Source organism: Collinsella sp. AF04-24, assembly GCF_003465685.1.
GTDB classification, from domain to species: Bacteria; Actinomycetota; Coriobacteriia; order Coriobacteriales; family Coriobacteriaceae; genus Collinsella; species Collinsella aerofaciens_AP.
The window spans coordinates 85657-108127 of sequence record NZ_QSBK01000006.1 but is presented as its reverse complement, the minus strand read 5'-3'; the positions used below and the strand labels follow the sequence as shown (position 1 = coordinate 108127).

Annotated in this window: 20 protein-coding genes and 1 tRNA gene; 17 read left to right on the top strand and 4 right to left on the bottom strand. The window is 60.3% G+C overall.

Annotation, left to right across the window (positions count from 1 at the left end):
* The first annotated feature begins 126 nt into the window (after positions 1–126).
* The 8 genes from DWV32_RS03725 to DWV32_RS03690 all read left to right on the top strand — a co-directional run bounded on the left by DWV32_RS03725 (position 127) and on the right by DWV32_RS03690 (position 6515).
* Entirely contained in the window at positions 127–1257 is a 1131-nt protein-coding gene (locus DWV32_RS03725; protein ID WP_117757242.1) for a Xaa-Pro peptidase family protein, read from the top strand.
* 160 nt (positions 1258–1417) lie between these two features.
* Entirely contained in the window at positions 1418–1981 is a 564-nt protein-coding gene (efp, locus tag DWV32_RS03720; RefSeq protein ID WP_117757241.1) for an elongation factor P, read from the top strand.
* 24 nt (positions 1982–2005) lie between these two features.
* Complete coding sequence (locus DWV32_RS03715) at positions 2006–2368, top strand: Asp23/Gls24 family envelope stress response protein (RefSeq protein ID WP_117757240.1); 363 nt, start codon at positions 2006–2008, stop codon at positions 2366–2368.
* 3 nt (positions 2369–2371) lie between these two features.
* Positions 2372–2959 carry a transcription antitermination factor NusB gene (gene nusB, locus DWV32_RS03710; protein ID WP_117757239.1) on the top strand — a complete coding sequence of 196 codons (588 nt, stop codon included), beginning with the start codon at positions 2372–2374 and terminating at the stop codon, positions 2957–2959.
* Positions 2960–2961: 2 nt separating this feature from the next.
* Positions 2962–3201 (top strand): exodeoxyribonuclease VII small subunit, encoded by a 240-nt coding sequence (locus tag DWV32_RS03705; protein WP_006233978.1) that lies wholly within the window; start codon positions 2962–2964, stop codon positions 3199–3201.
* Positions 3202–3236: 35 nt separating this feature from the next.
* The gene (locus DWV32_RS03700) at positions 3237–4040 is read left to right on the top strand and encodes a TlyA family RNA methyltransferase (RefSeq protein ID WP_233540394.1); all 804 of its coding nucleotides are present in this window, start codon (positions 3237–3239) and stop codon (positions 4038–4040) included.
* Positions 4037–4897: an NAD(+)/NADH kinase gene (locus DWV32_RS03695; protein WP_035138200.1), complete on the top strand. Its 861-nt coding sequence runs from the start codon at positions 4037–4039 to the stop codon at positions 4895–4897. Before DWV32_RS03700 ends, DWV32_RS03695 begins: the two co-directional genes overlap by 4 nt.
* Entirely contained in the window at positions 4887–6515 is a 1629-nt protein-coding gene (locus DWV32_RS03690; RefSeq protein WP_117757237.1) for a DNA repair protein RecN, read from the top strand. Before DWV32_RS03695 ends, DWV32_RS03690 begins: the two co-directional genes overlap by 11 nt.
* Positions 6516–6574: 59 nt before the next feature.
* Here the strand turns inward: DWV32_RS03690 and DWV32_RS03685 are convergent, their stop codons facing one another.
* A complete protein-coding gene (locus DWV32_RS03685) occupies positions 6575–7432 on the bottom strand; it encodes a MurR/RpiR family transcriptional regulator (RefSeq protein ID WP_233540391.1) in 858 nt (285 codons plus the stop codon).
* 272 nt (positions 7433–7704) lie between these two features.
* Here DWV32_RS03685 and DWV32_RS03680 point away from each other — a divergent pair, with 272 nt between their 5' ends.
* The 9 genes from DWV32_RS03680 (at position 7705) to DWV32_RS03640 (ending at position 18424) form a co-directional block, all read left to right on the top strand.
* Positions 7705–9714: a fructose-specific PTS transporter subunit EIIC gene (locus DWV32_RS03680; RefSeq protein WP_117757235.1), complete on the top strand. Its 2010-nt coding sequence runs from the start codon at positions 7705–7707 to the stop codon at positions 9712–9714.
* 531 nt (positions 9715–10245) lie between these two features.
* Positions 10246–10509: an HPr family phosphocarrier protein gene (locus tag DWV32_RS03675; protein WP_022094575.1), complete on the top strand. Its 264-nt coding sequence runs from the start codon at positions 10246–10248 to the stop codon at positions 10507–10509.
* Positions 10510–10642: 133 nt separating this feature from the next.
* Entirely contained in the window at positions 10643–12346 is a 1704-nt protein-coding gene (gene ptsP / locus DWV32_RS03670) for a phosphoenolpyruvate--protein phosphotransferase (protein WP_117757234.1), read from the top strand.
* 74 nt (positions 12347–12420) lie between these two features.
* Positions 12421–13353: a 1-phosphofructokinase family hexose kinase gene (locus tag DWV32_RS03665; protein ID WP_117757233.1), complete on the top strand. Its 933-nt coding sequence runs from the start codon at positions 12421–12423 to the stop codon at positions 13351–13353.
* A 188-nt stretch (positions 13354–13541) separates the two neighbouring features.
* Positions 13542–14474 carry a 1-phosphofructokinase family hexose kinase gene (locus DWV32_RS03660; protein ID WP_117757232.1) on the top strand — a complete coding sequence of 311 codons (933 nt, stop codon included), beginning with the start codon at positions 13542–13544 and terminating at the stop codon, positions 14472–14474.
* Positions 14475–14638: 164 nt separating this feature from the next.
* Positions 14639–16033: a CCA tRNA nucleotidyltransferase gene (locus DWV32_RS03655; protein ID WP_117757231.1), complete on the top strand. Its 1395-nt coding sequence runs from the start codon at positions 14639–14641 to the stop codon at positions 16031–16033.
* Between the two features lie 128 nt (positions 16034–16161).
* Positions 16162–16238: transfer RNA gene (locus tag DWV32_RS03650), tRNA-Glu, on the top strand.
* A gap of 150 nt (positions 16239–16388) precedes the next feature.
* Complete coding sequence (locus DWV32_RS03645; RefSeq protein ID WP_117757230.1) at positions 16389–17696, top strand: lysylphosphatidylglycerol synthase transmembrane domain-containing protein; 1308 nt, start codon at positions 16389–16391, stop codon at positions 17694–17696.
* A gap of 116 nt (positions 17697–17812) precedes the next feature.
* The gene (locus tag DWV32_RS03640; protein WP_158551920.1) at positions 17813–18424 is read left to right on the top strand and encodes a TetR/AcrR family transcriptional regulator; all 612 of its coding nucleotides are present in this window, start codon (positions 17813–17815) and stop codon (positions 18422–18424) included.
* A gap of 111 nt (positions 18425–18535) precedes the next feature.
* Here the strand turns inward: DWV32_RS03640 and DWV32_RS03635 are convergent, their stop codons facing one another.
* The 3 genes from DWV32_RS03635 to DWV32_RS03625 are packed head-to-tail and all read right to left on the bottom strand — an operon-like array spanning position 18536 to position 22469.
* A complete protein-coding gene (locus tag DWV32_RS03635) occupies positions 18536–19852 on the bottom strand; it encodes an ABC transporter ATP-binding protein (RefSeq protein WP_117757229.1) in 1317 nt (438 codons plus the stop codon).
* Complete coding sequence (locus DWV32_RS03630; RefSeq protein WP_117757228.1) at positions 19853–20875, bottom strand: iron ABC transporter permease; 1023 nt, start codon at positions 20873–20875, stop codon at positions 19853–19855. It lies immediately after the preceding gene.
* Positions 20876–20897: 22 nt separating this feature from the next.
* Positions 20898–22469, bottom strand: a complete 1572-nt coding sequence (locus tag DWV32_RS03625) for an ABC transporter substrate-binding protein (protein WP_147346208.1) — start codon at positions 22467–22469, stop codon at positions 20898–20900.
* Positions 22470–22471 lie beyond the last annotated feature (2 nt).

Sequence of the window (22471 nt, the reverse complement as noted above, 5' to 3'; positions counted from 1 at the left end):
ATTGACATCCATCGTCTTTCGTATCATGTTGAGGGGCGGGTTTCCAATCGGTTGCGAATCGCTCGCGATTCCGTTCGTTGATTGAGCCCGTTCCGTCTTTATGAAGACAACAAGAAAGGAATCTGCATGTCTGAGTTTGCTGCCGGTCCTGCCGGTCGTATCGAGCGTGTCCGTGCCCTGATGGTTGAGCGCGGTTACGACGCCATCGTGGTGCGCGACGAGGCCAATCTTCGTTGGCTTACGGGCGTCAAGGGCGTCTTCGATTACACCTTCGAGTTCCCGCACGCTGCGTTTATTACGGCCGACCAGTGCCTGTTCCATACCGACTCGCGCTATCTCAACAGCTTTGAGGAGAACACGCCCGCCGGCAGCCCCTGGGTCTACGACATGGACGAGGGCACCATCCCCGGTTGGGTCGCCGGCAAGATCGCGGCCAATAAGTGCCGCGTCTGTGCTGTCGAGGACGATATGCAGATCAACTTCTACCAGGGCATTCAGCGTGGTCTGGAGGATCGTTCCGTCGCCTGCATGCTGCCGCTGATGCATGACGACATTCGCAAGATGCGCGCCATCAAGGACGCCGAGGAGATCGAGCTCATGTGCCATGCGCAGTCGATCACCGATGCCGCCTTCCAGCATATGCTCGGCTTTATTAAGCCCGGCATGACCGAGAAGCAGGTTCGCAACGAGCTCGAGAACTTTATGTTCGCCAACGGCGCCGATAGCCTTGCCTTCGGCTCCATCGTGGCGAGTGGTCCCAACACCGCCAACCCGCATGCCGTGCCGAGCGACCGCGTGATCGAGAAGGGCGATTTCGTTCTTATGGATTACGGCGCGGGCTACTGTGATTACCGCTCCGACATGACACGCACCGTCGTGATGGGCGAGCCTACCCAGGAGCAGCTCGACCTGTACGCGCTCGTGCGCCGTACACACGAGGAGTGCGTCGCCGCCATCCATCCGGGCGTTGAGGGCAACGACATTTTCAAGCTTTCCAAGAAGATCATCGGCGATGCCGGCTATGGCGATTACTACAACCATGGCTTGGGCCACGGCGTTGGTATCGACATCCACGAGCTGCCCAACTTCAACCGTAGCAAGAACACCATCGAGATCGGCTCGGTTGTCACCATGGAGCCCGGCGTCTACCTGCCCGGCGTGGGCGGCGTGCGCCTGGAGGACTACGGCGTTGTCACCGAGAACGGCTACGAGCCCTTCACCAAGACCCCGCACGACCTGCACGTTATCGACTGCTAGTCTACTTCGGTAGATAGTTTGGGGCGGGGCGTCCGAATCGATCCGGACGCCCCGCGTTCTCTTTTTATGCGCTCTCCGCAGGCGCCGTCTGCAAGTGTATAATTTCTGTCGTATGTAATTTGGACGCTTGTGCGTTCTGCCCATAACAAGAAAGGTCGCTATGCCTACCATTTCTACCGCCGACTTCAAGAACGGCCTCGGTCTCCGTATCAAGGACAAGGTCTACACCATCGTCGAGTTCCAGCATGTCAAGCCGGGCAAGGGCGGCGCGTTTGTGCGCTACAAGACCCGCGACATCAAGAGCGGCCGCGTCGTCGAGAACACCTGCAACGCCGGCACCAAGTTCGAGAGCGTTATGCTCACCACCCGTGAGTTCCAGTACCTCTACAACGATGGCACCGACTACATTTTCATGGACAATGAGACCTATGAGCAGGTTCCTGTTCCCGAGGACATGGTGGGCGAGAACTCCAAGTGGCTGCGCGAGAACGACATTTGCCAGCTGCTCTTCGCCGACGATGAGCTCATGGGCGTGACCCCGCCGATGTTCATCGAGACCACCATCGTCCAGACCGACCCGGGCTTTAAGGGCGACACCGTCCAGGGTTCCACCAAGCCGGCCACGATCGACACCGGCGCCGTCATCCAGGTCCCCATGTACCTCAACGAGGGCGAGGTCATCAAGGTTGACACCCGCGACGGCAAGTTCGTCTCCCGCGTCTAGCAACCAACTCTTCTAGGAGGACTCATGCCCCAGGAAATCAAGATTGACGGCATCGGCATTTCGCCCGATGTTCTGACCGCCATCGTCTCGCGCGCCGTGTCGGATGTCGAGGGCATCGCCTCCGTTGGCGTCAAGGACCTTGCCACCAACCTTGTCTCCATGATGCTCTCGTCCAAGGCCCCGGCTTCCGAGCCGGCGGTCGAGGCCGAGGTCATCGGCGACAAGCTCGCACTTACCGTGCGCGTTGTGGTGTTCTTTGGCTATCCGTTCAAGAAACTCGCCGTGGCCGTTCGCGCTGCCGTGGTCGCTGCCATCGATGCCCAGGTTGGCGTTGAGGTCGAGCGCGTTGACGTTTGCATCGACGGCCTCGTTTTCCCCAAGGAGTAACCTTTGAGCCTTAAGGTTTATCGCGGGCGCACGCTTGCCCGCAGTCAGGCGCTGCAGCTGCTGTTCCAGGCCGAGGCCACGGACAGCCCGCTCGAGCGCGTCCTCGAGGGCGATTTCCTGATCTCGAAGGGTCCCCTCGACCCCTATGCGCTGGAGCTGTGCCGCGGTGCTTACGAGCATATCGACCGCATCGACTGCGCTCTGCGTTCCGTTGCCAAAAACTGGGATCTTATGCGCATGCCCGGCGCCGACCGCAATCTGCTGCGTATCGCCGTTTACGAGATGCGTTTCCTCACCGACGAGGAGGTCTCGGATGCCATCGTGATCAACGAGGCCGTCGAGCTTGCCAAGGCCTATGGCACCGACCAGTCCGCGTCGTTCGTCAACGGCGTGCTGGGTAAGATCGCTCGCAGTGAAGAGCTGCCGGGCGAGGACCTGTACCAGGAGCTGCTGGCCGAAGATCGCGCTCGCGAGGAGGCACAGGCTGCCGAGGCTGCCGCAAAGGTTGCGGCTGCTCAGGCCGAGGCTGGCGTGCTGGCCGAGGACGCGGACGCTGCTGAGGCCGTCGAGGCCGACTCCGTCGAGGAGTAGCCATGCCAGAGGGTTCCGTCCGCAACTTCGACGAGATTTCGGACCGCTTGGATCAGATCATCGCTACCGTTCGCTCCAAGGATACCTCCTTGGAGCGTTCGCTCGATCTGTTTGACGAGGCGATTGAGCTGGGCTCCCGCGCGGTCGACATGGTCGATAAGTTTGAGCTGACGCCGCGTGAGGCCGACAAGCTCGAGCAGGAATACGATGAGGATGCGGCAAACGAATCCCAGGATAGCTAGGCCGCATCTCCGGATACGAATGGTTGATGGCATTCATGAAACGCGTGCGTCTTGATGACGAACTGATTTCACAGGGCATCTGCGCCGATCGCGCGGATGCCCTTCGCACTCTTATGGCCGGCTTGGTCTCGAGTGGCGGCGAGCGTTTGACTTCGCCGGGCCTTAAGGTGATCCCGGGTCTGCCGCTGCACGTGAAGGGACGCATTCCCTATGTTGGCCGTGGCGGTCTTAAGCTCGAAGGCGCGCTTGATGCGTTTGGTATCAATCCGACGGGCCTTGCCTGTCTGGATGTGGGCTGCTCTACCGGCGGCTTTACCGATTGCCTGCTTAAGCGCGGAGCTGCGACCGTTGTCTCGGTGGACGTGGGTCGCGCCCAGTTCGATTGGTCGTTGCGTCAGGACGATCGCGTGACGCTGCATGAGCGCACAAACGTGACGCAGCTGCCTGAGCTTGGCTATGCCGGCGCTATCGACCTGGCTGTGTGTGACGTCTCGTTTACCAGCATCGCGAACATTATCGATGCGGTGCTGGCGTGCCTGGCGCCTACGGGTGCATTCTGCACGCTCGTAAAGCCGCAGTTTGAGGCTCCGGCGGCGCTGGTGGGCGAGGGCGGAATTGTGACCGACCCCGCCGTGCGCCGCGATACACTCGTTGCGGCAGTTGAACTCTTTGCTGCCAAGGGGCTGTTCCCGGTCGATGTGTGCGTGTCGCCCATTCATGGTGCCAAGGGAAACGTTGAGTTTTTCCTGTACGGCACGAGATTTGACCCCGGCGACCGAACGCAAGACGAGCTGCAATTCCAGGTATCGGTTTTGAACGAGAAAGCTGCAACGCTATGAAGGTCTTTCTGGTTCCCAATTACTACAAGCAAGAGGCGGTCGAGAGCGGCCTGATGCTCGAGCTTTGGCTGACGCGCCAGGGCTATGAGGTCGCATGGGCTGCCGACCAGCGATCCAAGATTCAGAGCACGCCTGATATTGACGGCTCCGATCTGGTCATTACGCTCGGCGGCGACGGCACGCTCCTGCGCGCTGCCCGCATCCTCAACCATCGCGAGATTCCTATCCTCGGTCTTTCCTATGGTCACCTGGGCTTTTTGACGGCCGCTAGCCCCGAGGAGCGTGACATTTTGCAGGTTGTGAGTGATGCCCTGTCCGGTGAGCTGCACGTGAGCCGTCGCGCCACCATCGCCGCGGATATCGTGTCCGTGCGCGAAGACGGTACGAAGGATGTCGTTCGCACCTTCGCCCTCAACGACATGGCACTTACCCGCGGTCCGCTGTCCGATATGGTCGAGTTCGACATCACGGTGTCGGGCCACCATATCGATCGACTGCGCGGTGACGGTGTCGTCGTTTCGACGGCGACCGGCTCCACTGGCTATGCACTATCCGCAGGCGGCCCCATCGTGAGCCCCGACTATACGGGCATGGTCTGCGTACCCATTGCGCCGCACACCATTCAGGCTCGTGCCTTTTTGACCTCGCCGAGTGATGTCGTCGAAATCTTTATGTCTGATGACCGTCCGAGCGTTCCGGCGATCGCTATCGATGGACAGTTTATTACCTGCGATGGCACCGTTGAGAGCGTGGCGGTGCGCCGCGGGCCCGGCGATGTGCTGCTGCTCGACTACGGCCCCGAGAGTTTTTACAACTCGGTGAGCCGCGTATTCTACGGAGTCCGTCATGATCGATGAGCTGCAGGTTTCTAACATTGCACTCATTCGCGAGGCGACGCTGGTGCCGAGTACCGGCCTGACTGTCCTGACCGGCGAGACCGGTGCCGGCAAGACCGCGCTGCTCTCGGCCCTCAAGCTTATTTTGGGTGAGCGCGCGGATTCGTCGACGGTGCGCGAGGGCGAGGCGCTGGCGAGTGTCGAGGCGCGCTTGTTCGACGGCCCGCACGACACGGAAGGCTTCACGGTCCAGCGCAGCCTTTCTGCCGAGGGCCGCAGCCGCGTGAAGATTGACGGCCGCATCGCCAGTGTGCGCGAGCTTTCGGAGCGCGTTGGCGTGATGATGGATCTGTGCGGCCAGCACGAGCACCAGCGCTTGCTCGACCCGGCGCATCACGTTGCGATGGTCGATGCGTGGGCAGGGCGCTCTGCGCTCGAGGCGCTGGATGCGTATCGCGCCTGCTTTAAGGCATCGCGCGCTGCCGCCAAGGAGGTTCGACGCGTCGAAGAGGCCTCACGTGCGCAGGGGAGCCGCGTCGAGGAGGCGCGCTTTGCCCTCGAGCGCATCGGCGAGGTCGACCCCAAGCCGGGCGAGTATGAGGAGCTCGAGGAGCTGCTGCCGCGCTCGGAGCACGCCGAGGTCTTGGTGGCGACGGCTAACGATGCCCATGCATCGCTTGCCGCCGAAGGGGGAGCGCTCGATGCCGTGAACAGTGCCGTGGCAGAGCTTTCTCGAATGGCTACCGTCGATCGCAAACTGGGCGACATTGCCGATGCACTTTCGGATGCTTGTATCTCCCTTGAGGATTGCGCGAACGAGCTTCGTGCCTATCGCGATGGCATCGCCTTCGACGCGCGCGAGCTCGCTCGCATGCGTGAGCGGTATTCCGACCTCAAGGGCCTGTTGCGTCAGTGGGGTCCCACTATGGACGATGTTTTCGCCATGCGCGATCGCTCTCAAGAGCTGCTGTCCCTGGTTGATGATGGCGATGAACAGATCAAAAAGGCGCGTGAAGCGCTTGGCGCGGCGGAGCGCGAACTGTTTGCTGCCGCCAAGGCGCTTAAGCGCGCTCGCAATACGGCGGCCCCGCGCTTCTGTCACGAGGTTGGCCGCCAGATGGCTCGCCTGGAGATGGGCGGCGCCGAGCTCGTCTGGGAGTCGCGCGATCTTCCCCGTGCTGAGTGGACGCCCGTTGGTCCTTCGAGCTACGAGCTGCTATACCGTAGCGGTGCCGGCTTGACGCCGCGCCCCCTGCGTCGAATTGCGTCGGGCGGCGAGCTCAGCCGCGTCATGCTGGCGAGTAAGGTGGTTTTGGGTAACGCCGACGGTGTTGATACGCTCGTGTTCGATGAGGTCGATGCCGGTGTCGGCGGCTCCACGGCGCGTGCGCTCGCGGGCGTGCTGGCAGATCTCGCCGCTACACATCAGGTGATTGTCGTAACCCACTTGGCGCAGGTCGCCGTCATGGCTGACAAGCATTATGTCGTCAGCAAGGAACCGGGCGTGGTTCCCCAGACGCATTTGGACGAGGTAACCGGCGAAGCGCGTACCGCCGAGATCGCCCGCATGTTGAGCGGCGATCAATCGGAGGCGAGCTTAGCGCACGCCAAGCAGATGCTCGAAGAAGCTCGAGGTTAGGTCGTATCAGCGGTGTTGGTGGGACAAACTAGACTGAAATTTTTGTCCCACTACGCGTTTTACTCAACGACCTTATCCGGCTGGATGAGCTCCTCGTAGTAGCTGATATGTTCGCGAGCGTCTTCAATCTCGGGCAGCAGGAAGTTGTAGATGACTTCGATGATCATCGTGGCGCTGATCTTAGAGAACGCAAAGTCGCCCGTCGTCAGCAGCGCTTCGTGGTTGACGGTATTAAAAATGTAGTCTGCCAGGCGCGCGAGCGGGGATTTGCTGTCGCTGCTGATGACGACTACGGTTGCGCCGCAGTTGCGAGCCGCTTTTGCCATGCGATTCAGTCGGCGCGATTTGCCGGAGTTTGAGATTAGCACGATGACGTCACCTGGGCGTAACGTGAGCGCAAAGCCAATTGATGTCTCGCTAATGGTGCTCGCCATGCAGCGCAGGCCCAGCTGCGAAAACTTAAACGTCGCATCGAGCGCGACCGCGTTGGTATTGCCCACAGCCGCAAACTCAATAACCCCTGCATGCTTAAGGGCATGCACAACAGCCGCCAGCGTATCGTGGTCGATCCCGTCGATGGTCGCATTAAGCTCGCTCACCTTGGCAGCCAGGATGTTCTTGAGGCTCTGCTCCATATTGTCGAGCGAGACCTCGTCAGTCAGGCCCTCGTTGCGCTGGCTTTCCAAATCCCTCGCCAACGAAAACTGAAAGCTGCGAAAGCTGCCAAAGCCAAGCTTGCGGCAGAAGCGCGAAACGGTCGCCTCGGACGTGGCGGCGGCGCGTGAGAGCTGAGCGGCCGTGAGGCGCGGCGCCTCGGACTGGTGCTCCAATATATAGTCGACAATGCGCTGCTCGGACTCGCTGTATCCCTGATGGGTACTAATGAGGGAAAGTGCGCTCTTGCTACTATCGGTCATGGATGGCTCCTGGTTGGCATGAAAATCTAATTTGATTTGCAATGCCATAGTATAAGGGCATTTTCAATTACAAGATACACCTTGCCGTTTCAAATGTTGATGGTAAACTTTCACCTACCGTTTACGGTTATGAAAGAACCTTTCACCGGAGAATTGCACCTTGTCTCTTCTCACGTGGACGGTAGGTTGGTATCTTTCAGTTGTGGAAAAGCGCGCAAGGACGCGTGTGTAGGGGAGCGCCTGCGGGCGCAAAACTTAAAAAGGAGGGACACATGGCTAAGTTTGACATCATCGCCGCCACCGGTTGCCCGACCGGTATCGCGCACACCTTCATGGCGAAGGAGGCGCTAGAGAAGGCAGCTGCCGAGCGCGGTCTGACCATTAAGGTCGAGACCCATGGCCAGGTCGGTGTCGAGAACGAGCTCACCAAGAGCGAGATCGCTGGTGCCAAGGCCGTCGTCGTCGCAGCCGATAAGGATGTCCAGGCTGAGCGTTTCGCCGGCAAGCCCATGGTTTCCGTTGGTGTTTCCAAGGCCCTGTCCGTTGAGGCCGCCGGTAAGCTGATTGACCGCGCGCTCGCCGCCAAGGGCGACAACACGGTTGCAGCCGCTGCCGATGTCGAGGACGAGGCCGAGGAGAAGGAGTCCATCGGTCACGTCATCTACAAGCACCTTATGAACGGCGTCAGCCATATGCTGGTCTTCGTCGTTGCCGGTGGTGTCCTGACTGCCGTTTCGTTCCTGTGGGGCATTACGTCCTTCGATTCGACGGCGTCTGACTACAACAGCTTTGCTGCGATGCTCAAGATCATCGGCGGCATCGCCATGAACCTCATGGTTCCGGTGCTTTCCGCCTACATCGCCGAATCCATCGGCAAGCGCCCGGCGCTCGTCCCCGGCTTTGTTGCCGGTATGATCGCCATCCAGGGCCTGCCTGTTAATGCCGAGACCGGCATGATCGACGCCGGTGGTGCCGGCGTGGGATTCGGCTTCCTGGGCGGCATCGTGGGCGGCTTCCTCGCCGGTTATGTCATCCTGCTGCTCGAGAAGGTCTTTGCCGGTCTGCCCAAGAACCTGGACGGCCTCAAGGCTATCTTCCTGTATCCGCTGTTCTCGACGGCTATCGTCGGCCTGGTCATGCTCGGCATTTCCGGCCCCATGGCTGCCATCAACACCGCCATGATGGACTTCCTCAAGGGCCTGTCCGCCTCTGGCGCCGTTGTCCTGGGTCTTGCCATCGGCTGCATGTGCGCCTTTGACATGGGTGGCCCGGTCAACAAGGCTGCTTATGTCACCGGTACCGCTATGCTCACCGAGGCCCTGGCTGCTGGTGTTGGCACCGATACCTACAACTTCGGCACCAACTTCATGGCTGCCGTCTCCGCCGCTTGCATCGTTCCGCCGCTGATCACCACCTTCGCCGTCGTTGTCGGCAAGAAGTACTTCAGCCAGGAGGATCACGACGCCGGTATCGTCAACCTCATCCTTGGTTGCACCCACATCACCGAGGGCGCCATTCCGTTCATGACCAAGAACATCTGGCCCGTCATGCCCATCATGATGCTCGGTTCCTCTATCGCTTCGATCCTGACCATTATGTTCAACGTCCACGATCCGGTGCCTCACGGTGGCTTCCTGGTCCTGCCCGTTGTCGAGAACGGTCCGCTGTGGGTCCTCGCGATCCTCATCGGCGCTGTGGTCGGTGGCATCCTGTTCGTGGCCTTCAAGAAGTACGACTTCGAGAAGAATCAGAAGGCCGCTCCTGCTGCTCCCTCTAAGGCGGTCGAGGCTCCCAAGCCCGCTGCTGTCGAGGCCCCCAAGGCCGAGGCTGCCGACTTCGTGAAGGTCGAGAATGTCTTTGTCGCCGAGGACTTCGCTTCTCGTGACGAGGCTCTGAGCTTCGTTTCCAACCAGGCTGTCAAGGCCGGTATCGCCAGTGACGCCGACGCCGTGATGAACGCCTTCCTGGCCCGCGAGGCCGAGGGCACCACGGGCATGATGGAGGGCTTCGCCATCCCGCATGCCAAGTCCGACGCCATTACCGAGGCTGCCGTCATCGTCGTCAAGGACGAATCTGGCGTGACCGGTTGGGACACCATGGACGGCGCTCCCGTCAACGTGGCCATCGCTCTGCTCATTCCCGGTGCCCAGGCCGGCACTACGCACCTCAAGATCCTGTCCAAGGTCGCCGAGGCGCTCATGGACGAGGACTTCCGTGCCACCGTCAAGGGTTCCACCGACGCCGCCGAGATCGCCAAGACGATCAACGCCCGCCTGGTCTAATCCCGCAACTCGCGAGTAACATCGCCCCTTGTATATAAGGCGGAGACTCCACTAGGAGTCCCCGCCTTTTTTCAAGCCACCCGGCAGTTGGGGGGGTGTTCCTTTCCTGCCGGCAGTTCGGGACACTCCTCAGTCCGCAGAAGGGCATAGATAACCCCCCTCAATATGATCTCCCGTACGAACAGAGATTCAGCCAGAATTCCGTTCGCACGATATTACTCTGGACCGACCAAGTTTCCGCAGCTTGCTCGCCCACAGAGGGCCGGGAGCGGCCTGTGAGATTTATCGCGAGTTCCGCACGAGCCGAAGAGCACTTAATGTGCTCTTCGTGCGAGCAGGACTGTAGAGCAGGAAATCTCACAGGCCGCTCCCGGCCCTCTGTGGGCGAGCAAACGGCAACCAACGACATCCGTCCAATAATTCGTGCGAAACACAATGAAAATCCGTTTGATGTGAGTTAATATAAACAACGTCGTGAATCTGACTCCTGCCGCATACACGACAGGGGTTAAACACAAAAAGGAGTCAATTATGGTTTCTGAGAAGGCTACCCTCGTTAATCCTCAGGGTCTGCACATGCGTCCGGCTGGTCTGTTCGCCTCCACCATGGGCAAGTATGCCTGTGACGTGACGGTCGTCACCCCCGAGAAGGAGGTCAACGGCAAGTCCCCGATGGCCCTCATGGCTGCCGGTATCCCCTGCGGCACCGAGGTCGAGGTCAAGTGCGACGGCGCTGACGAGGCCGAGGCTCTGGCTGCTGCCATCGAGCTCATCAAGAGCGGTCTTGGCGAGTAGAACTCAAACGGGTCGCATGTTGAACAACTAAGTTCATATTTGGGGGCGCAGTGACCTGTTGTAAGGTAGCTGCGCTCTTTTGTCATGGATATGGCAAAACGCTTTATCACATGACACGGAGAGAGGAATGGGAATGTATCAGGGAGTCAACGCTTCCGAGGGCATCGGCATCGGCACCGTCATGGTCGCCGTCGATCCCGACTTGACGTTTGAGCCGCACGAGGTTGCTGATTCGGCAGCAGAGAAGGAGCGCTATCAGACCGCTCTTTCGGTCTTCTGCGAGAAGACCCAGGCTCAGGCCGACCACATGAAGGAGACGGTGGGCGAAGCCGAGGCCGAGATCATGAGCGGACACATTGTCCTGGCTCAGGACCCGGGCATGACCGACGCCATCAACGCCGCCATTGACGGCGGCACCTGCGCCGAGCAGGCGCTCATGGACACCTCGACCATGTTCGAGAACATGTTCCTGTCCATGGACGACGAGATGTTCCGTCTGCGCGCGGCCGACATCGCCGACATCCGCACCGGTATTCTGGCCGAGCTGTTGGGCAAGGAGGTCGTCGACCTCTCCGTCTTGCCCGAGAACACCGTCGTTGTCGTGCACGACCTCACGCCGTCCATGACCGCCACGATTGATAAGGCCCACGTTGCCGGTATCGTCACCGAGACCGGTGGCCGCACGTCGCACTCCGCGATCATCGCGCGCGCCCTCGAGATCCCGGCTGTCCTTTCGGTTTCCAACAGCTGCACCGCGCTGCGCAACGGCATGACCGTTGTCGTCGACGGTGGCAAGGGTATCGTCGAGGCCGATCCCGACGAGGAGACGCTCGCTGCCTACACCGCCAAGGCCGAGGCCTTCGCTGCCGAGAAGGCAGCCCTCGAGGCCTTCCGTGGCAAGCCGTCCGTGACTGCCGATGGCATCAAGAAGATCATCGCCTGCAACATCGGTAACCCCGATGACGTGCCCAACGCGCTCGATCACGACGCCGAGGCCATCGGTCTGTTCCGCTCCGAGTTCCTGTTCATGGACTCTGCTGAGCTTCCTTCCGAGGAGGAGCAGTTCAACGCCTACCGTAAGGTCGCCAGCGCGCTCAAGGGTGCTCCGGTTATCATCCGCACGCTCGATGTGGGCGGCGACAAGGAGATTCCGTATCTGCACATGGTCAAGGAAGATAACCCCTTCATGGGCTTCCGCGCCGTGCGTTACTGCCTGGCCAATCCCGACCAGTACAAGGTTCAGCTCCGCGCTCTTCTGCGCGCCAGCGCCTTTGGCGACGTCAAGATCATGATCCCGCTCGTCACCTGCGTCGAGGAGGTCTTGGCTGTCAAGGAGCTCGTCGAGCAGTGCAAGGCCGAGCTGACCGAAGAGGGTCGCAAGTTCAACGAGAACATCGAGGTCGGCATTATGGTCGAGACGCCTGCCGCTTCGCTGCTCGCAGACCGTCTGGCCGAGGTCGCCGACTTCTTCTCCATCGGCACCAACGACCTCATCGGCTACACCATGTGCGCCGACCGTGGCAACGACACCATCTCCAACCTGTACCAGGTGTACTATCCCGCCGTGCTCCGCTCGCTCAAGAACATCATCGAGAGCGGCGTGAAGGCCGGCATCATGGTCGGTATGTGCGGCGAGGCCGCTGCCGATCCGTTGCTCGAGCCGCTGCTGATCAGCTGGGGCCTGGAGGAGTTCTCGATGAGCGCTCCGTCCATCCTGCGCGCCCGCAAGACCATCAGCCAGTGGACCAAGGCCGAGTGCGACGAGCTCGCCGAGAAGGCGCTCGCCTGCAACACCGCCGCCGAGGTCAAGGCACTGCTCGAGTCCGCAGCTCGCTAATTTGGTATCAGAGGTAACCGCGTGGTTGGAATGGGCCGGCCACGCGGCCCTCACATATACAGGGGGTACTGTAAATGTTCTACACGCTAACCGCTAACCCGGCTGTCGACATGACGGTTTCGAGCTCTCCGCTCGAGCCCGACGAGAACGTCCGCACCGGCTCGGCCAGCTACACGGCTAACGGCAAGGGCCTCGACGTGTCCTTCGCCTTTAAGAAGATGGGCGTCGACACCGTCGCGCTCGGCTTCTTCGCTGGCTTTACGGGCAAGTTTATCGTTGAGGAGGTCATGAACCTGGGCTGCCTGTGCCGCCCGGTCTGGACCGACGGTATCACGCGCATCAACACCTACGTCAACGATGGCCAGCATGAGTACGGCATCCTGAACCCCGGCGCTCCGATTACGCCGCAGCACCAGGAGGAGCTCTACAACATCTTGGACACCGCGGGCGATCTTGAGTGCCTGATCGTCTCCGGCTCCGTGCCTCCCAAAGCTACGCCCGACTTCCTGGCTCAGGTCATGGAGCACGCTCAGGCCCGTGGCGCTGACGTCGTCCTGGATCTGTCCTCTGACAAGCTCAAGGAGCTCGCTCACAAGAAGCCGCTGCTCATTAAGCCGAACCATCACGAGATGAAGGCCATCTTCGGTGTGCCGGTCGACACCGACGACGAGGTCCGCGTTGCCATGAAGCTGGCTCACGAGGCCGGCGTTCAGAACGTGCTGCTCACCCGTGGTAGCCGCGGAGACGCCTACTTCTCCAACGGCGAGGACATCTGGTACGCCAAGCGTGAGTTCAACATCAAGCTGGTCTCTTCCGTCTGCGCCGGCGACTGCACCCTCGCTGCGTTCCTGCACAAGTGGTACAGGAATCGCGACAACGTCGAGGAGGCCATGAAGCTCGCTATGGCCACCGGCGCCAACGTTGCCGAGTCCGTCGGCATCGGCGACTTCGGTCACGTCGACGAGTACAGCAAGCGCGTTGCTGTCCGCAAGCTCGATCGTCAGTAATCGAAACGCGACATATTCGTGCGCATGTGGTGCCCCGGTTTCGGCTGGGGCGCCTTTTTGTTCCGCCACGGGGGAGAGGTGTCCCGCCGTACTTCATCGCTTCCACACCGTTCGCCGAGTTGTTGTAGCCTTTTGCCGAAGCGTGGAATATACTTTCATTAACACGTTGCTTCGTGAAAGGAACATTCATGATTTACACGCTCACCGCAAATCCCGCTATTGACTACAACATCGCCTGCGACGGTCTTTCCGCCAACACCGTCACCCGCACGCACGACGCGGTCTATACGCCCAACGGCAAGGGCCTCAACGTCTCGTTCACCCTTGATCACTACGGTGTCGACACGACGATCTTGGGCTTTTTCGCCGGCTTCTCGGGTGAGTTTATCGTTAAGGGCGCCGAGGCCCTTGGCGTGCCCGTCAAGCCCGTGTGGACTGACGGCATCACGCGTGTCAACGTGTTCCTCAACGCCGGTCCCGATACCGAGTACAACATGGTCAATGCTGGTGCCGCCATCAATGCTGCCAACGAGCAGGAGATGTTTGAGCTCATCGATTCGCTTGACGACATGACCTGCCTGGTCATTAGCGGATCGCTGCCCCCCAACACTTCCGAGGGCTTCCTGGCAGAGGTCCTGCGTCGCGTGAAGGCGAAAGGCGCCGAGTTCGTGCTCGATATCTCGAGCCATCAGCTGGTCGACCTCATCGCCATGGAGCCGTTGCTCATTAAGCCCAACGATGACGAGCTGCTCGACATCTTTGGCATTAAGGTGAGCGGTGGCGATGACGAGTCCGTCAAGGCTGCTATGGCCGAGCTTCACGCCAAGGGCGCTAAGAACGTACTGCTGACCCTGGGTGGCGACGGCGCGTACTTCTCCAACGGCGAGCACATCTGGTTTGCCAACCGTACCTTTGAGGTCAAGGTGCTGTCGACCGTCTGCGCCGGCGATTCTTCGCTCGCTGCCTTCTTGTCCGTGTGGCACGACGCCCCCGAGCGCGTCGAAGACGCCCTGCGCCTCTCGATGGCTACCGGTGCCAATGTGGTCGAGTGCGCGGGCCTGGGCGATTTTGCCAAGGTGGACGAATACAAGAAGAACATCGATGTTCGTCAGGTCCGCTAGTTCCGGCACCTTGCCTGAATAGTTCGATTAATTCGCATCCGTCTTAGACCAGGACGGATGCGTTTTTGTTTATCGGACTTGCGTGTGCAGTAGAGGCTGTTTCTTGCTAGACTTCTTGCAGATGCAATCGATAGCCAATTTGATAGTCGTAGGAGGCCATAGGCATGTGCAATGTTTCGCTCAACGGTACGCAGCCGACCGATGCCTCCATCCGTGTCCTGCGTGCGCTTGAGGCGGCCGGTCTTGAGGCTTGGTACGTAGGCGGTTGGGTACGTGATGCCCTGATGGGGCGTCCCAGCCACGATGTCGACATGTGCTGCAGCGGCCTGTGGCAGGAGTCAAAAGCGGCGCTCGAGGCCGCCGGCATTGCGGTAGTTGAGTCGGGCATTAAATTTGGCGGCATTACGGCTATTTGCGATGGCGAGCGCATTGAGGTCACCACCTATCGCCTGGACGGCTTCTATACCGACGGTCGTCATCCTCAGAGTGTGGAGCGCGCCGCTTCGCTTGAGGACGATCTGGCGCGCCGCGACTTTACCGTCAATGCCATGGCGTGGCATCCCGAGCGCGGCCTTGTCGACCGCTACGATGGCCAGGGCGACCTAGACCGCAAGCTGATTCGTGCCGTCGGAGATCCCAAGCGCCGCTTTAACGAGGATGCCCTGCGCATGTTGCGTGCGGTGCGTTTTGCCTGCCGCCTGGACTTTGTGATTGAGCCCGAGACCAAGTGTGCCCTTGCCGAGTGCGCGCCGCTGCTCGATGCCGTGGCGCGCGAGCGCGTGGGTATTGAGCTCGAGGGCATTCTATCGACCGGCCACGGGGGAGACGCGATGCTGCGCTACCCCGAGCTCATCTGCGCCGCCGTGCCCGAGCTTGCGCCGGCTCGTGGGTTTGACCAGCGCAGTGTCTATCATGCGTTTAACGTCTACGAACATATCGCCCGCGTGCTGACGGTGGCAGGGGAGCTGGCGCTGTGCGATGGCGTGGCGCCTTCGCCGAGCTTAATGTGGGCAGCGTTTTTGCATGACGTCTCCAAGCCCGATTGCTTTACGGTCGATCACGCCGGCAGCGGCCACTTCTACGGTCATCCCGAGCTCGGCGCCAAGAAGGCGCGCGTCATTATGGATCGCCTGGCGCTCTCGCACGATTTGGTGCGCGATGTGTGCCTGCTCATCAAATACCATGACAAGCCGCTGCGCCCCGAGCGCTCCTGCCTGCTCAATATGATGCGCGCGCTTTCGGGCGAGGGCGTCGACACGCCGCGTCTGATGGACGAGCTCATGGATCTTAAGCGTGCTGACACACTTGGTAAGGCCCCGTCGTGCTTCTATTACGTCGAGACGATTGAGGAGATGCGCGCGATGGCGCACGAGCTGCTGAAGGCGGGGGAGCCCTATACGCTCAAGATGCTCGCCATTAACGGCGGCGACCTGATCCGCGCCGGTGTGAAGCCGGGGCCCGAGCTAGGCCAGCTACTCAACTCCGCCCTCGACGCCGTGATCGAAGACAACATTTCCAACGAGCGCGAAGCTCTTTTGGTCCATCTCAACTTGAATTAGCTACCCAGTTTACCTGCGCGTTCCATAACCTGCCGACAATTTTTTCGGCAATTTGGAATTTCTTCTTGCGCTGATGTTTTTTGTCCCGTAATATATGTCCTCGCAGCACGGCAGTGCAGATGTCATGTGGCCCGTTCGTCTAGCGGTTTAGGACGCCGCCCTCTCAAGGCGGAGATCACCAGTTCGAATCTGGTACGGGCTACCACGCATCTGATACCCGGTCTTCCCATGGAAGGCCGGGTTTTTTATTTTCAAACAACCGTCTGCAATTCCCGTTTGAACCAGAGCTTTGCGTTCTGCCTATGGCCCTTACGGGTACAATAACCAAGATATTTTGACTGTTAGAAGGAGTCTCATGACGGAGTCCTCTCAGCATACGTCTAAGCCCCAGGTCGAGGTTGAGGCCTCGGGCGGAGATGACAATAAGAGCGCACGCCGCGGCGCCATCTTTATCGGCGTCGTGCTGGTGGGTTATATCGTCTATCTGGTGGTAACCGGGCAGATGGGGCAGTTCTGGGCCGCTATGTCGAGCGTCCAGGCGCCATGGCTCGTTATCGCGTGTCTTTGCATGTTCATGTATCTGTTCTTTGGCATTGTGGCCTATGCGATCGCCGTTTGGCTCGACCCTTATTCGCCCGTCGGCATTCGCGACCTGATCTCGGTCGAGGCGAGCGGTATCTTCTTTGGCAACCTGACGCCCATGATGATGGGCTCTACGCCCGCCCAGATTTACCGCCTGACCAAGGCAGGCCAAAATGTCGGCGAGGCCGGTGCCACGCAGTTCACGCGCTTTATCGTGTATCAGTTTGGCCTCGTTGCCTGGGGCGCCATTCTGCTGCTTGCCCGAATGCCGTTTTTCGCCGAGCGCTATGGCGACATGACGCTGCTGTGCGTCTTTAGCTTTGGCGGTCACTGCTGCATTCTGCTTGGCATCTTTGCCGTCGCGCTCATGCCTAAGACCGTCACGCGCGTCGCGCACTGCATTATCAATTGGCTCGAGCGAATGGGCGTCTCGGCCACCAAGATTGAGGGCTGGCGTACGTTTGTCGACGGCGAAATCTACTCTTTCTCCGAGAAGTTCAAGCTTTCAGCCGGCCACTTTTCGTCCATGCTGCTCACGGTGGTCATCACCATGATGCAGCTCGCGTTTTTCTACCTCGTGCCGTATTTCCTGATGCTTGCCTTTGGCCACCACGAGGTCGACTTTTTCTCGGTCATGGCCGCGAGCGCCTTTGTCCAGCTGTTGAGCTCTGCGGTCCCCTTGCCCGGTGGAACTGGTGGCGCTGAGGGCGGCTTTGCATTGTTCTTGGGTCATTTCTTTGGGTCGGCTTCGACCGCCGGCTATCTGCTGTGGCGCCTCATTACGTTTATTGCGCCGACCATTTTGGCTGCGCCCCTGTTGGGCCTTAAGAGCGCCCACAACGAGAGCATCCATGCGCGCTGGGATCGCGTGATGCGCAAACTCGGCCGCACGCCTCAGACGCCCTCTGCGCCCACTAAGCCGCACCCCACGAATGCTGTTACCGTTGATCCCAAGAAGCACGCTCAGAAGGCTTCTGGGACCGCTAAGCCGGCTCATAAAGCCTATGTGCGCCAGACAGGCGACGGTATTCGCGTATCTCCGTCGGCACTCAATAAGAAGAAGCACCCTAAGTCGCAGTAGGGCAGTCGTGCGTTCTTCATATTGCCGGGCTTTTTTGTGCCGGATGGGGGATAATCCTCTTACGTAGATTATCTCTCATCTGTTGATGAATGCCCGCATATCGAAGGGACACGCCCATGGCCACCAGCAAACCGCGTATTGATCGCCGCATCGTTCGCAGCCGCAATGCCATCCTTTCCGCTTTCGAGCGCCTGCTCATGGAAAAGCCGCTGGCAGACATTACGGTGAGTGCCATCGCGCGCGAGGCCAATGTCGACCGCAAGACCTTTTACGTTCACTTTGGTACGGTCGACGGCCTGCTCGATGCCATTGCCGTCGATGTGGTGGAGATGATTGTCGACTCGGTCGAGAAAACGCTTGCTTCAATGGACGGTGACACCAACGAGCGCGCCCTGGGAGCGGCGGCGACCTTCTTTAAAACCGTTAACGAGGCGTTATGCAACAACCTGGTGCTCAATCGTCAGCTGATCGAGAACATTCCGCTCGATGATTTTATGGCTCGTCTTCGTGCACCTCTCGAGCACGAGATTGCCGAGCGCAATCTGCTGCCCCAAGGCCTTAAGGATGAGATGTTCGACTACTATCTGGCGTTTTTGCTGTCAGGCATTATCGGTATCTATCGCACGTGGGCGCTGTCTGACGGCTCGGTTCCTATTGAGCGCGTCTCTGAGGTCGCCAACGACCTGACTCTCAATGGCCTGTCGAGTCTGGAATCTCGCTTGGATTAGGCCTAATTGGGCTCGTCGGCGTGGAAATTCCTGTTCATGAAGTTCTCCGGCGCCTTGTAGACCTCGCCGCGTAGGAGCTGTAGCCTGAGGATCCTTAAAAGAAAGTCCAGTTTATCCTTCCCACTCCAATTGGGAATCCTCCGATGCGCCTTCGCACGCTTGCATGACCTCGATACCATGCGATCGTGCGAACTCGACGAGCTCTACGTTGCGGGCGTTTATGGTGCCGAAGGCGGCGGGGCACACGATAAGACGCGCGCAGTGGACGAGGAGCTCTTTGGCGCGGGCTATGGTTTTATCCCCGATCGGCTCGAAGGCGCGCTCGGCCACGCATTCCGCCGCTAGGTCGCGCGCAAGCTCGCAGTCGATGTCCCCTTCGTGCAGAACGCCCGCGTAGAACGCCTTGCCCTGCCGGATGAGCTGGCGAAACACAGCCGACCCCGTACCTGCGCCGGCGATGACGAACGTGTGCGCATCGCCGTGCGGGCGTCCAATTTCCACGCTGCCGAAGCGCTCGTTGAAGGTGCCATGTTGAAGGCCGTAGAGCTCGCCAATCGTCTCGCGCGTGAATATGTCCTCGGGTGCGCCGGCGCGGAAGACCCGGCCGTCCTTCACGCAAATCACCTTGTCGGCGCTTTTCTGCGCGAGCTCGAGTTCGTGGATGGACATGATGACAGCCACATTCCGCGATTTCGCAAGGTGGCGAAGTATTCGCAGCAGGTCGATCTGGTAGCGGATATCGAGATACGACGTGGGCTCGTCGAGCACGAGCACACGCGGATCCTGTGCGATGGCGCGTGCGAGCATGACGCGCTGGCGTTGCCCGTCGCTTATCTGCATGAAGTCGCACTCGGCGAGCTCTTCCATATGTGCGGTTTTCATGGCCTCGTCGACCCGACTATGGTCGTTAGGCGAGAGTGCGCCCATTCGCCCGGTGTAGGGATGTCTTCCCGCCTCTACGATATCGCGGCAGGTGAGGAGCTCGGTCCGGGGGCGATCTGTCAGCATAACGGCAAGGTTCCTTGCGAACTCCGCCGTCTTCCATCGGGAAATCTCCCGCCCGTCGAGCTCGACCGCGCCGGCAAGCGGTGCCAGATGGCGTGTGATGGTTTTCAAGATGGTCGACTTGCCCGAGCCGTTCGGCCCGATGAGCGCCACGACATCGCCCGGGCGAACCTCCAGATCGACGCCTTCGACTACGACCTTCTTGTCGTAGCCCGCCGACAGGTCGCTTATGCGGAAAAGCGGCGCTCCGTCAGCCTGCGTTTCGACCGGAGTTTCGAGGTTCGGCTCCGCTCGGAGGAGGCGTTCCTCGCGCAGTTCCGCACGAGCCGAAAGTGCCTTCTGGCGCTTTCGTGCGAGCTCAGGACTGTCTAAGCATGGAATGTCCCCTCCGAGCGTTTTGGGCCGCGGCGCGAATTCCCCCATCTACCTCACCCGCTTCTTCAACATGAGCGCGATAACCACCGGCGCGCCGAAGATGGCGGTGACAGCGCTGATGGAAAGTTCGACAGGAGAGAACAGTGTGCGCGCGATCAAATCGCAGCCCGCGCAGAAGATGGCGCCTCCCAAGAAGCACGCAGGAATCACGCGGATGGGCTTCGACGACTTTAGCACCGACTTCACGAGATGCGGAACCGCAATGCCTACGAACGACACCGGACCAGCGAACGCGGTCACGCAGGCGGAGAGCATGCTCGCTAGAAGGACGAGCGCCACGCGGAAGCGTGCGACGTTCACGCCGACGCTTTTCGCGTAGGCTTCTCCCAGCTGGAAGGCGGAAAGGGGCTTCGATATCGCGAATACGCATGCGCTTACGGTGATCACCACGACCGTGATGACCGCGACGTCGTCCCAGCTCGAACCCGAGAAGCTACCCAAAGACCAGTTGTGCAGGTTCACGATGGACTGGTCGTCGGCGAAGGCGATGAGGAAGTTCGTCGCCGCCGAGCAGATGTATCCCACCATGACGCCCGCCACGATGAGCATGGCCATGGAACTTATGCGCCGTGCAATGAGGAGCACGAAACCGATGGTGATAAGCGAGCCCAGAAACGCTGCGGCCACCATGGCCGGCGAGGACATGGCCTGGTTTGCGCCCAGAAGTACGATCATCGTAAGCGCGACGACGAACTTTGCGCCCGAGGAGACGCCCAAGATGAACGGGTCGGCGATGGGGTTGTTGAAAAACGTCTGCAGCAGGAACCCGGAGAGCGAAAGTGCCCCGCCGAGAAGCACGGCTGAAAGTACGCGCGGCAGTCGAATCTCCCAGATGACCTGGCTTTCCATGGAATTGGCCGCGCCGCCCGAAAGGATGCCGGGGATGTGGTCTGCGGGCACGAGCACGCTCCCGATGCACAGGTTGGTCCCGATGAGCACGATGAGGGCAACAGCGAGCAGCGCCGTCACGACGCGACACCGCGCGGCGCGCCCCGATTCGTCGTATGCCATGGAAAGTCGGCTTCTCATGGTGCTAGCCGAGCTTCCTCAGATAATGGAAGTCGCTCGTGTCATCGCCGGTGAACGCCCCGTGCAGCTCGTCGATAATGTCGGCGGTAGAAGTCATCTGCTGGTACATGTCGGCGCTTGTGACCCAGACGTTGCCGTTCCTCACGGCTTTGAACTGCGACAATAGCGCGTTTTTGCCTACGAAGTCGTTCAAGGTGGCAACCGATTCGTCGATGGTGCCGTTGTAGACGATGATGTCGGCATCCTTCGCTGTCGCGTAGAAGCGCTCCATTTCGAGCGTTACTGACGAACCTGACGTCGACGCCGTCTGCGCGTCATCGAGCGCGTAGCTGCCGCCTGCAAGCTCGATCATCTGCGCCACGTAGTCGCCCGCCCGCCGCGTGACGGCGGCCCCGTTCGAGTTAATGTAGAAATACGCCACGGTTTTACCTGACGACGCGAGCCCCGACGTTTGCTCGACGCGGGCCTTCTGCTCGTTGAACAGGTGCGTGGCCTCGTCTTCCTTGTCGAACAGGACGCCGAAAAGCTTAATCCACTCGACGCGCCCGAGTGCTTTGGGCTCGCTCGACGACTGTTCGGTGAGCACGACGAGCCCGAGCTTCTGCAGCTTTTCCTTCACATCGGGCGTGTGGTTGATCATGGTGTTCTCGATGGCGAGCGTGCAGCCCGAGGCCGATATTCGCTCGTAGTCGGGCGCGCTGTACTTGCCGCCGTAGGCGATCGCCCCACTTCCGAGCGCGCTTTTGAAGCCCGCGACCGAGCAATCGTCGGCTTTCGTGCCCGACATTAAGATATTGTCGTTCGCATCGAGCGCGTCGACCAGGCACATCGTCGCCGACGACACGAGGTACACCTTGTCGGCGGGGCGCCTTATGACCGCGATGTCGGAGCTTAACCCATCAGGTACCTTCGCATCTTGCGGCACCACGAGGAAGCGCTCCCCGTTCGAAACGCAGATAAGCCGCAGGCCGCCTTCGAACTCGTCGACAGTGAAGTGCTCGGCGTATTCAAGCTGAAGCGCTCCCGTCGGCTCCCAGCCGCAGCCCAAATCGGCGTTGTGGAAGTCGGCCGCGGCGCTTGAAGCCGTTCCCGCAGGGGAGCCGCCGCTTGCATCGTCGCCCGATTTCTCCTTCATGGTGGATGAGTCGAAGTGGAGCGTGTAGTCGATGGTGTGCGGCGTCGACATGGCGACGGTCTCGGCCGACACGGCGATGTCCTCGTCGAGCGTGACGGGTATCTCGAACGTGGAGTTGCCGCCGTCGTTTACGGGCGCGTAGTCCACGCCGTCGACGGTCATCTTGTCGTAGTTCGAACTCGACCAGGTGATGGTCGCGGTGTAGGTGTCGCCATCCTTCACAATTGTGGTGGGTGAGGCGATGCTTGCGCGCCCTGACCCGCCGGAAAGCGAGACGCTCACCGTGTATTCCTGAGAGCCCGCCGTGCCACCGGTCGCGTTCGGGCTCGCACTGCACCCCGCGAAGGGAAGCGCGAGCAGGGCGACGAGAACGCAGGCGATCGCGCGCGCCGCGATGCTGTGGAGCTTCCTGTTTTCCCCCTTGGGAAGAATCGACCGCATGG

Excerpts from the sequence above, each read along its gene's own strand:
- DWV32_RS03715 (WP_117757240.1), top strand. The coding sequence starts at position 2,006 with ATGCCCCAGGAAATCAAGATTGACGGCATCGGCATTTCGCCCGATGTT.
- DWV32_RS03685 (WP_233540391.1), bottom strand. The coding sequence starts at position 7,432 with ATGACCGATAGTAGCAAGAGCGCACTTTCCCTCATTAGTACCCATCAG.
- DWV32_RS03630 (WP_117757228.1), bottom strand. The coding sequence starts at position 20,875 with ATGGCATACGACGAATCGGGGCGCGCCGCGCGGTGTCGCGTCGTGACG.
- DWV32_RS03675 (WP_022094575.1), top strand. The coding sequence starts at position 10,246 with ATGGTTTCTGAGAAGGCTACCCTCGTTAATCCTCAGGGTCTGCACATG.
- DWV32_RS03690 (WP_117757237.1), top strand. The coding sequence starts at position 4,887 with ATGATCGATGAGCTGCAGGTTTCTAACATTGCACTCATTCGCGAGGCG.
- DWV32_RS03700 (WP_233540394.1), top strand. The coding sequence starts at position 3,237 with ATGAAACGCGTGCGTCTTGATGACGAACTGATTTCACAGGGCATCTGC.
- DWV32_RS03695 (WP_035138200.1), top strand. The coding sequence starts at position 4,037 with ATGAAGGTCTTTCTGGTTCCCAATTACTACAAGCAAGAGGCGGTCGAG.
- DWV32_RS03640 (WP_158551920.1), top strand. The coding sequence starts at position 17,813 with ATGGCCACCAGCAAACCGCGTATTGATCGCCGCATCGTTCGCAGCCGC.
- DWV32_RS03645 (WP_117757230.1), top strand. The coding sequence starts at position 16,389 with ATGACGGAGTCCTCTCAGCATACGTCTAAGCCCCAGGTCGAGGTTGAG.
- DWV32_RS03625 (WP_147346208.1), bottom strand. The coding sequence starts at position 22,469 with ATGCGGTCGATTCTTCCCAAGGGGGAAAACAGGAAGCTCCACAGCATC.
- DWV32_RS03705 (WP_006233978.1), top strand. The coding sequence starts at position 2,962 with ATGCCAGAGGGTTCCGTCCGCAACTTCGACGAGATTTCGGACCGCTTG.
- DWV32_RS03680 (WP_117757235.1), top strand. The coding sequence starts at position 7,705 with ATGGCTAAGTTTGACATCATCGCCGCCACCGGTTGCCCGACCGGTATC.
- DWV32_RS03635 (WP_117757229.1), bottom strand. The coding sequence starts at position 19,852 with ATGGGGGAATTCGCGCCGCGGCCCAAAACGCTCGGAGGGGACATTCCA.
- ptsP (WP_117757234.1), top strand. The coding sequence starts at position 10,643 with ATGTATCAGGGAGTCAACGCTTCCGAGGGCATCGGCATCGGCACCGTC.
- efp (WP_117757241.1), top strand. The coding sequence starts at position 1,418 with ATGCCTACCATTTCTACCGCCGACTTCAAGAACGGCCTCGGTCTCCGT.
- DWV32_RS03660 (WP_117757232.1), top strand. The coding sequence starts at position 13,542 with ATGATTTACACGCTCACCGCAAATCCCGCTATTGACTACAACATCGCC.
- DWV32_RS03725 (WP_117757242.1), top strand. The coding sequence starts at position 127 with ATGTCTGAGTTTGCTGCCGGTCCTGCCGGTCGTATCGAGCGTGTCCGT.
- DWV32_RS03655 (WP_117757231.1), top strand. The coding sequence starts at position 14,639 with ATGTGCAATGTTTCGCTCAACGGTACGCAGCCGACCGATGCCTCCATC.
- DWV32_RS03665 (WP_117757233.1), top strand. The coding sequence starts at position 12,421 with ATGTTCTACACGCTAACCGCTAACCCGGCTGTCGACATGACGGTTTCG.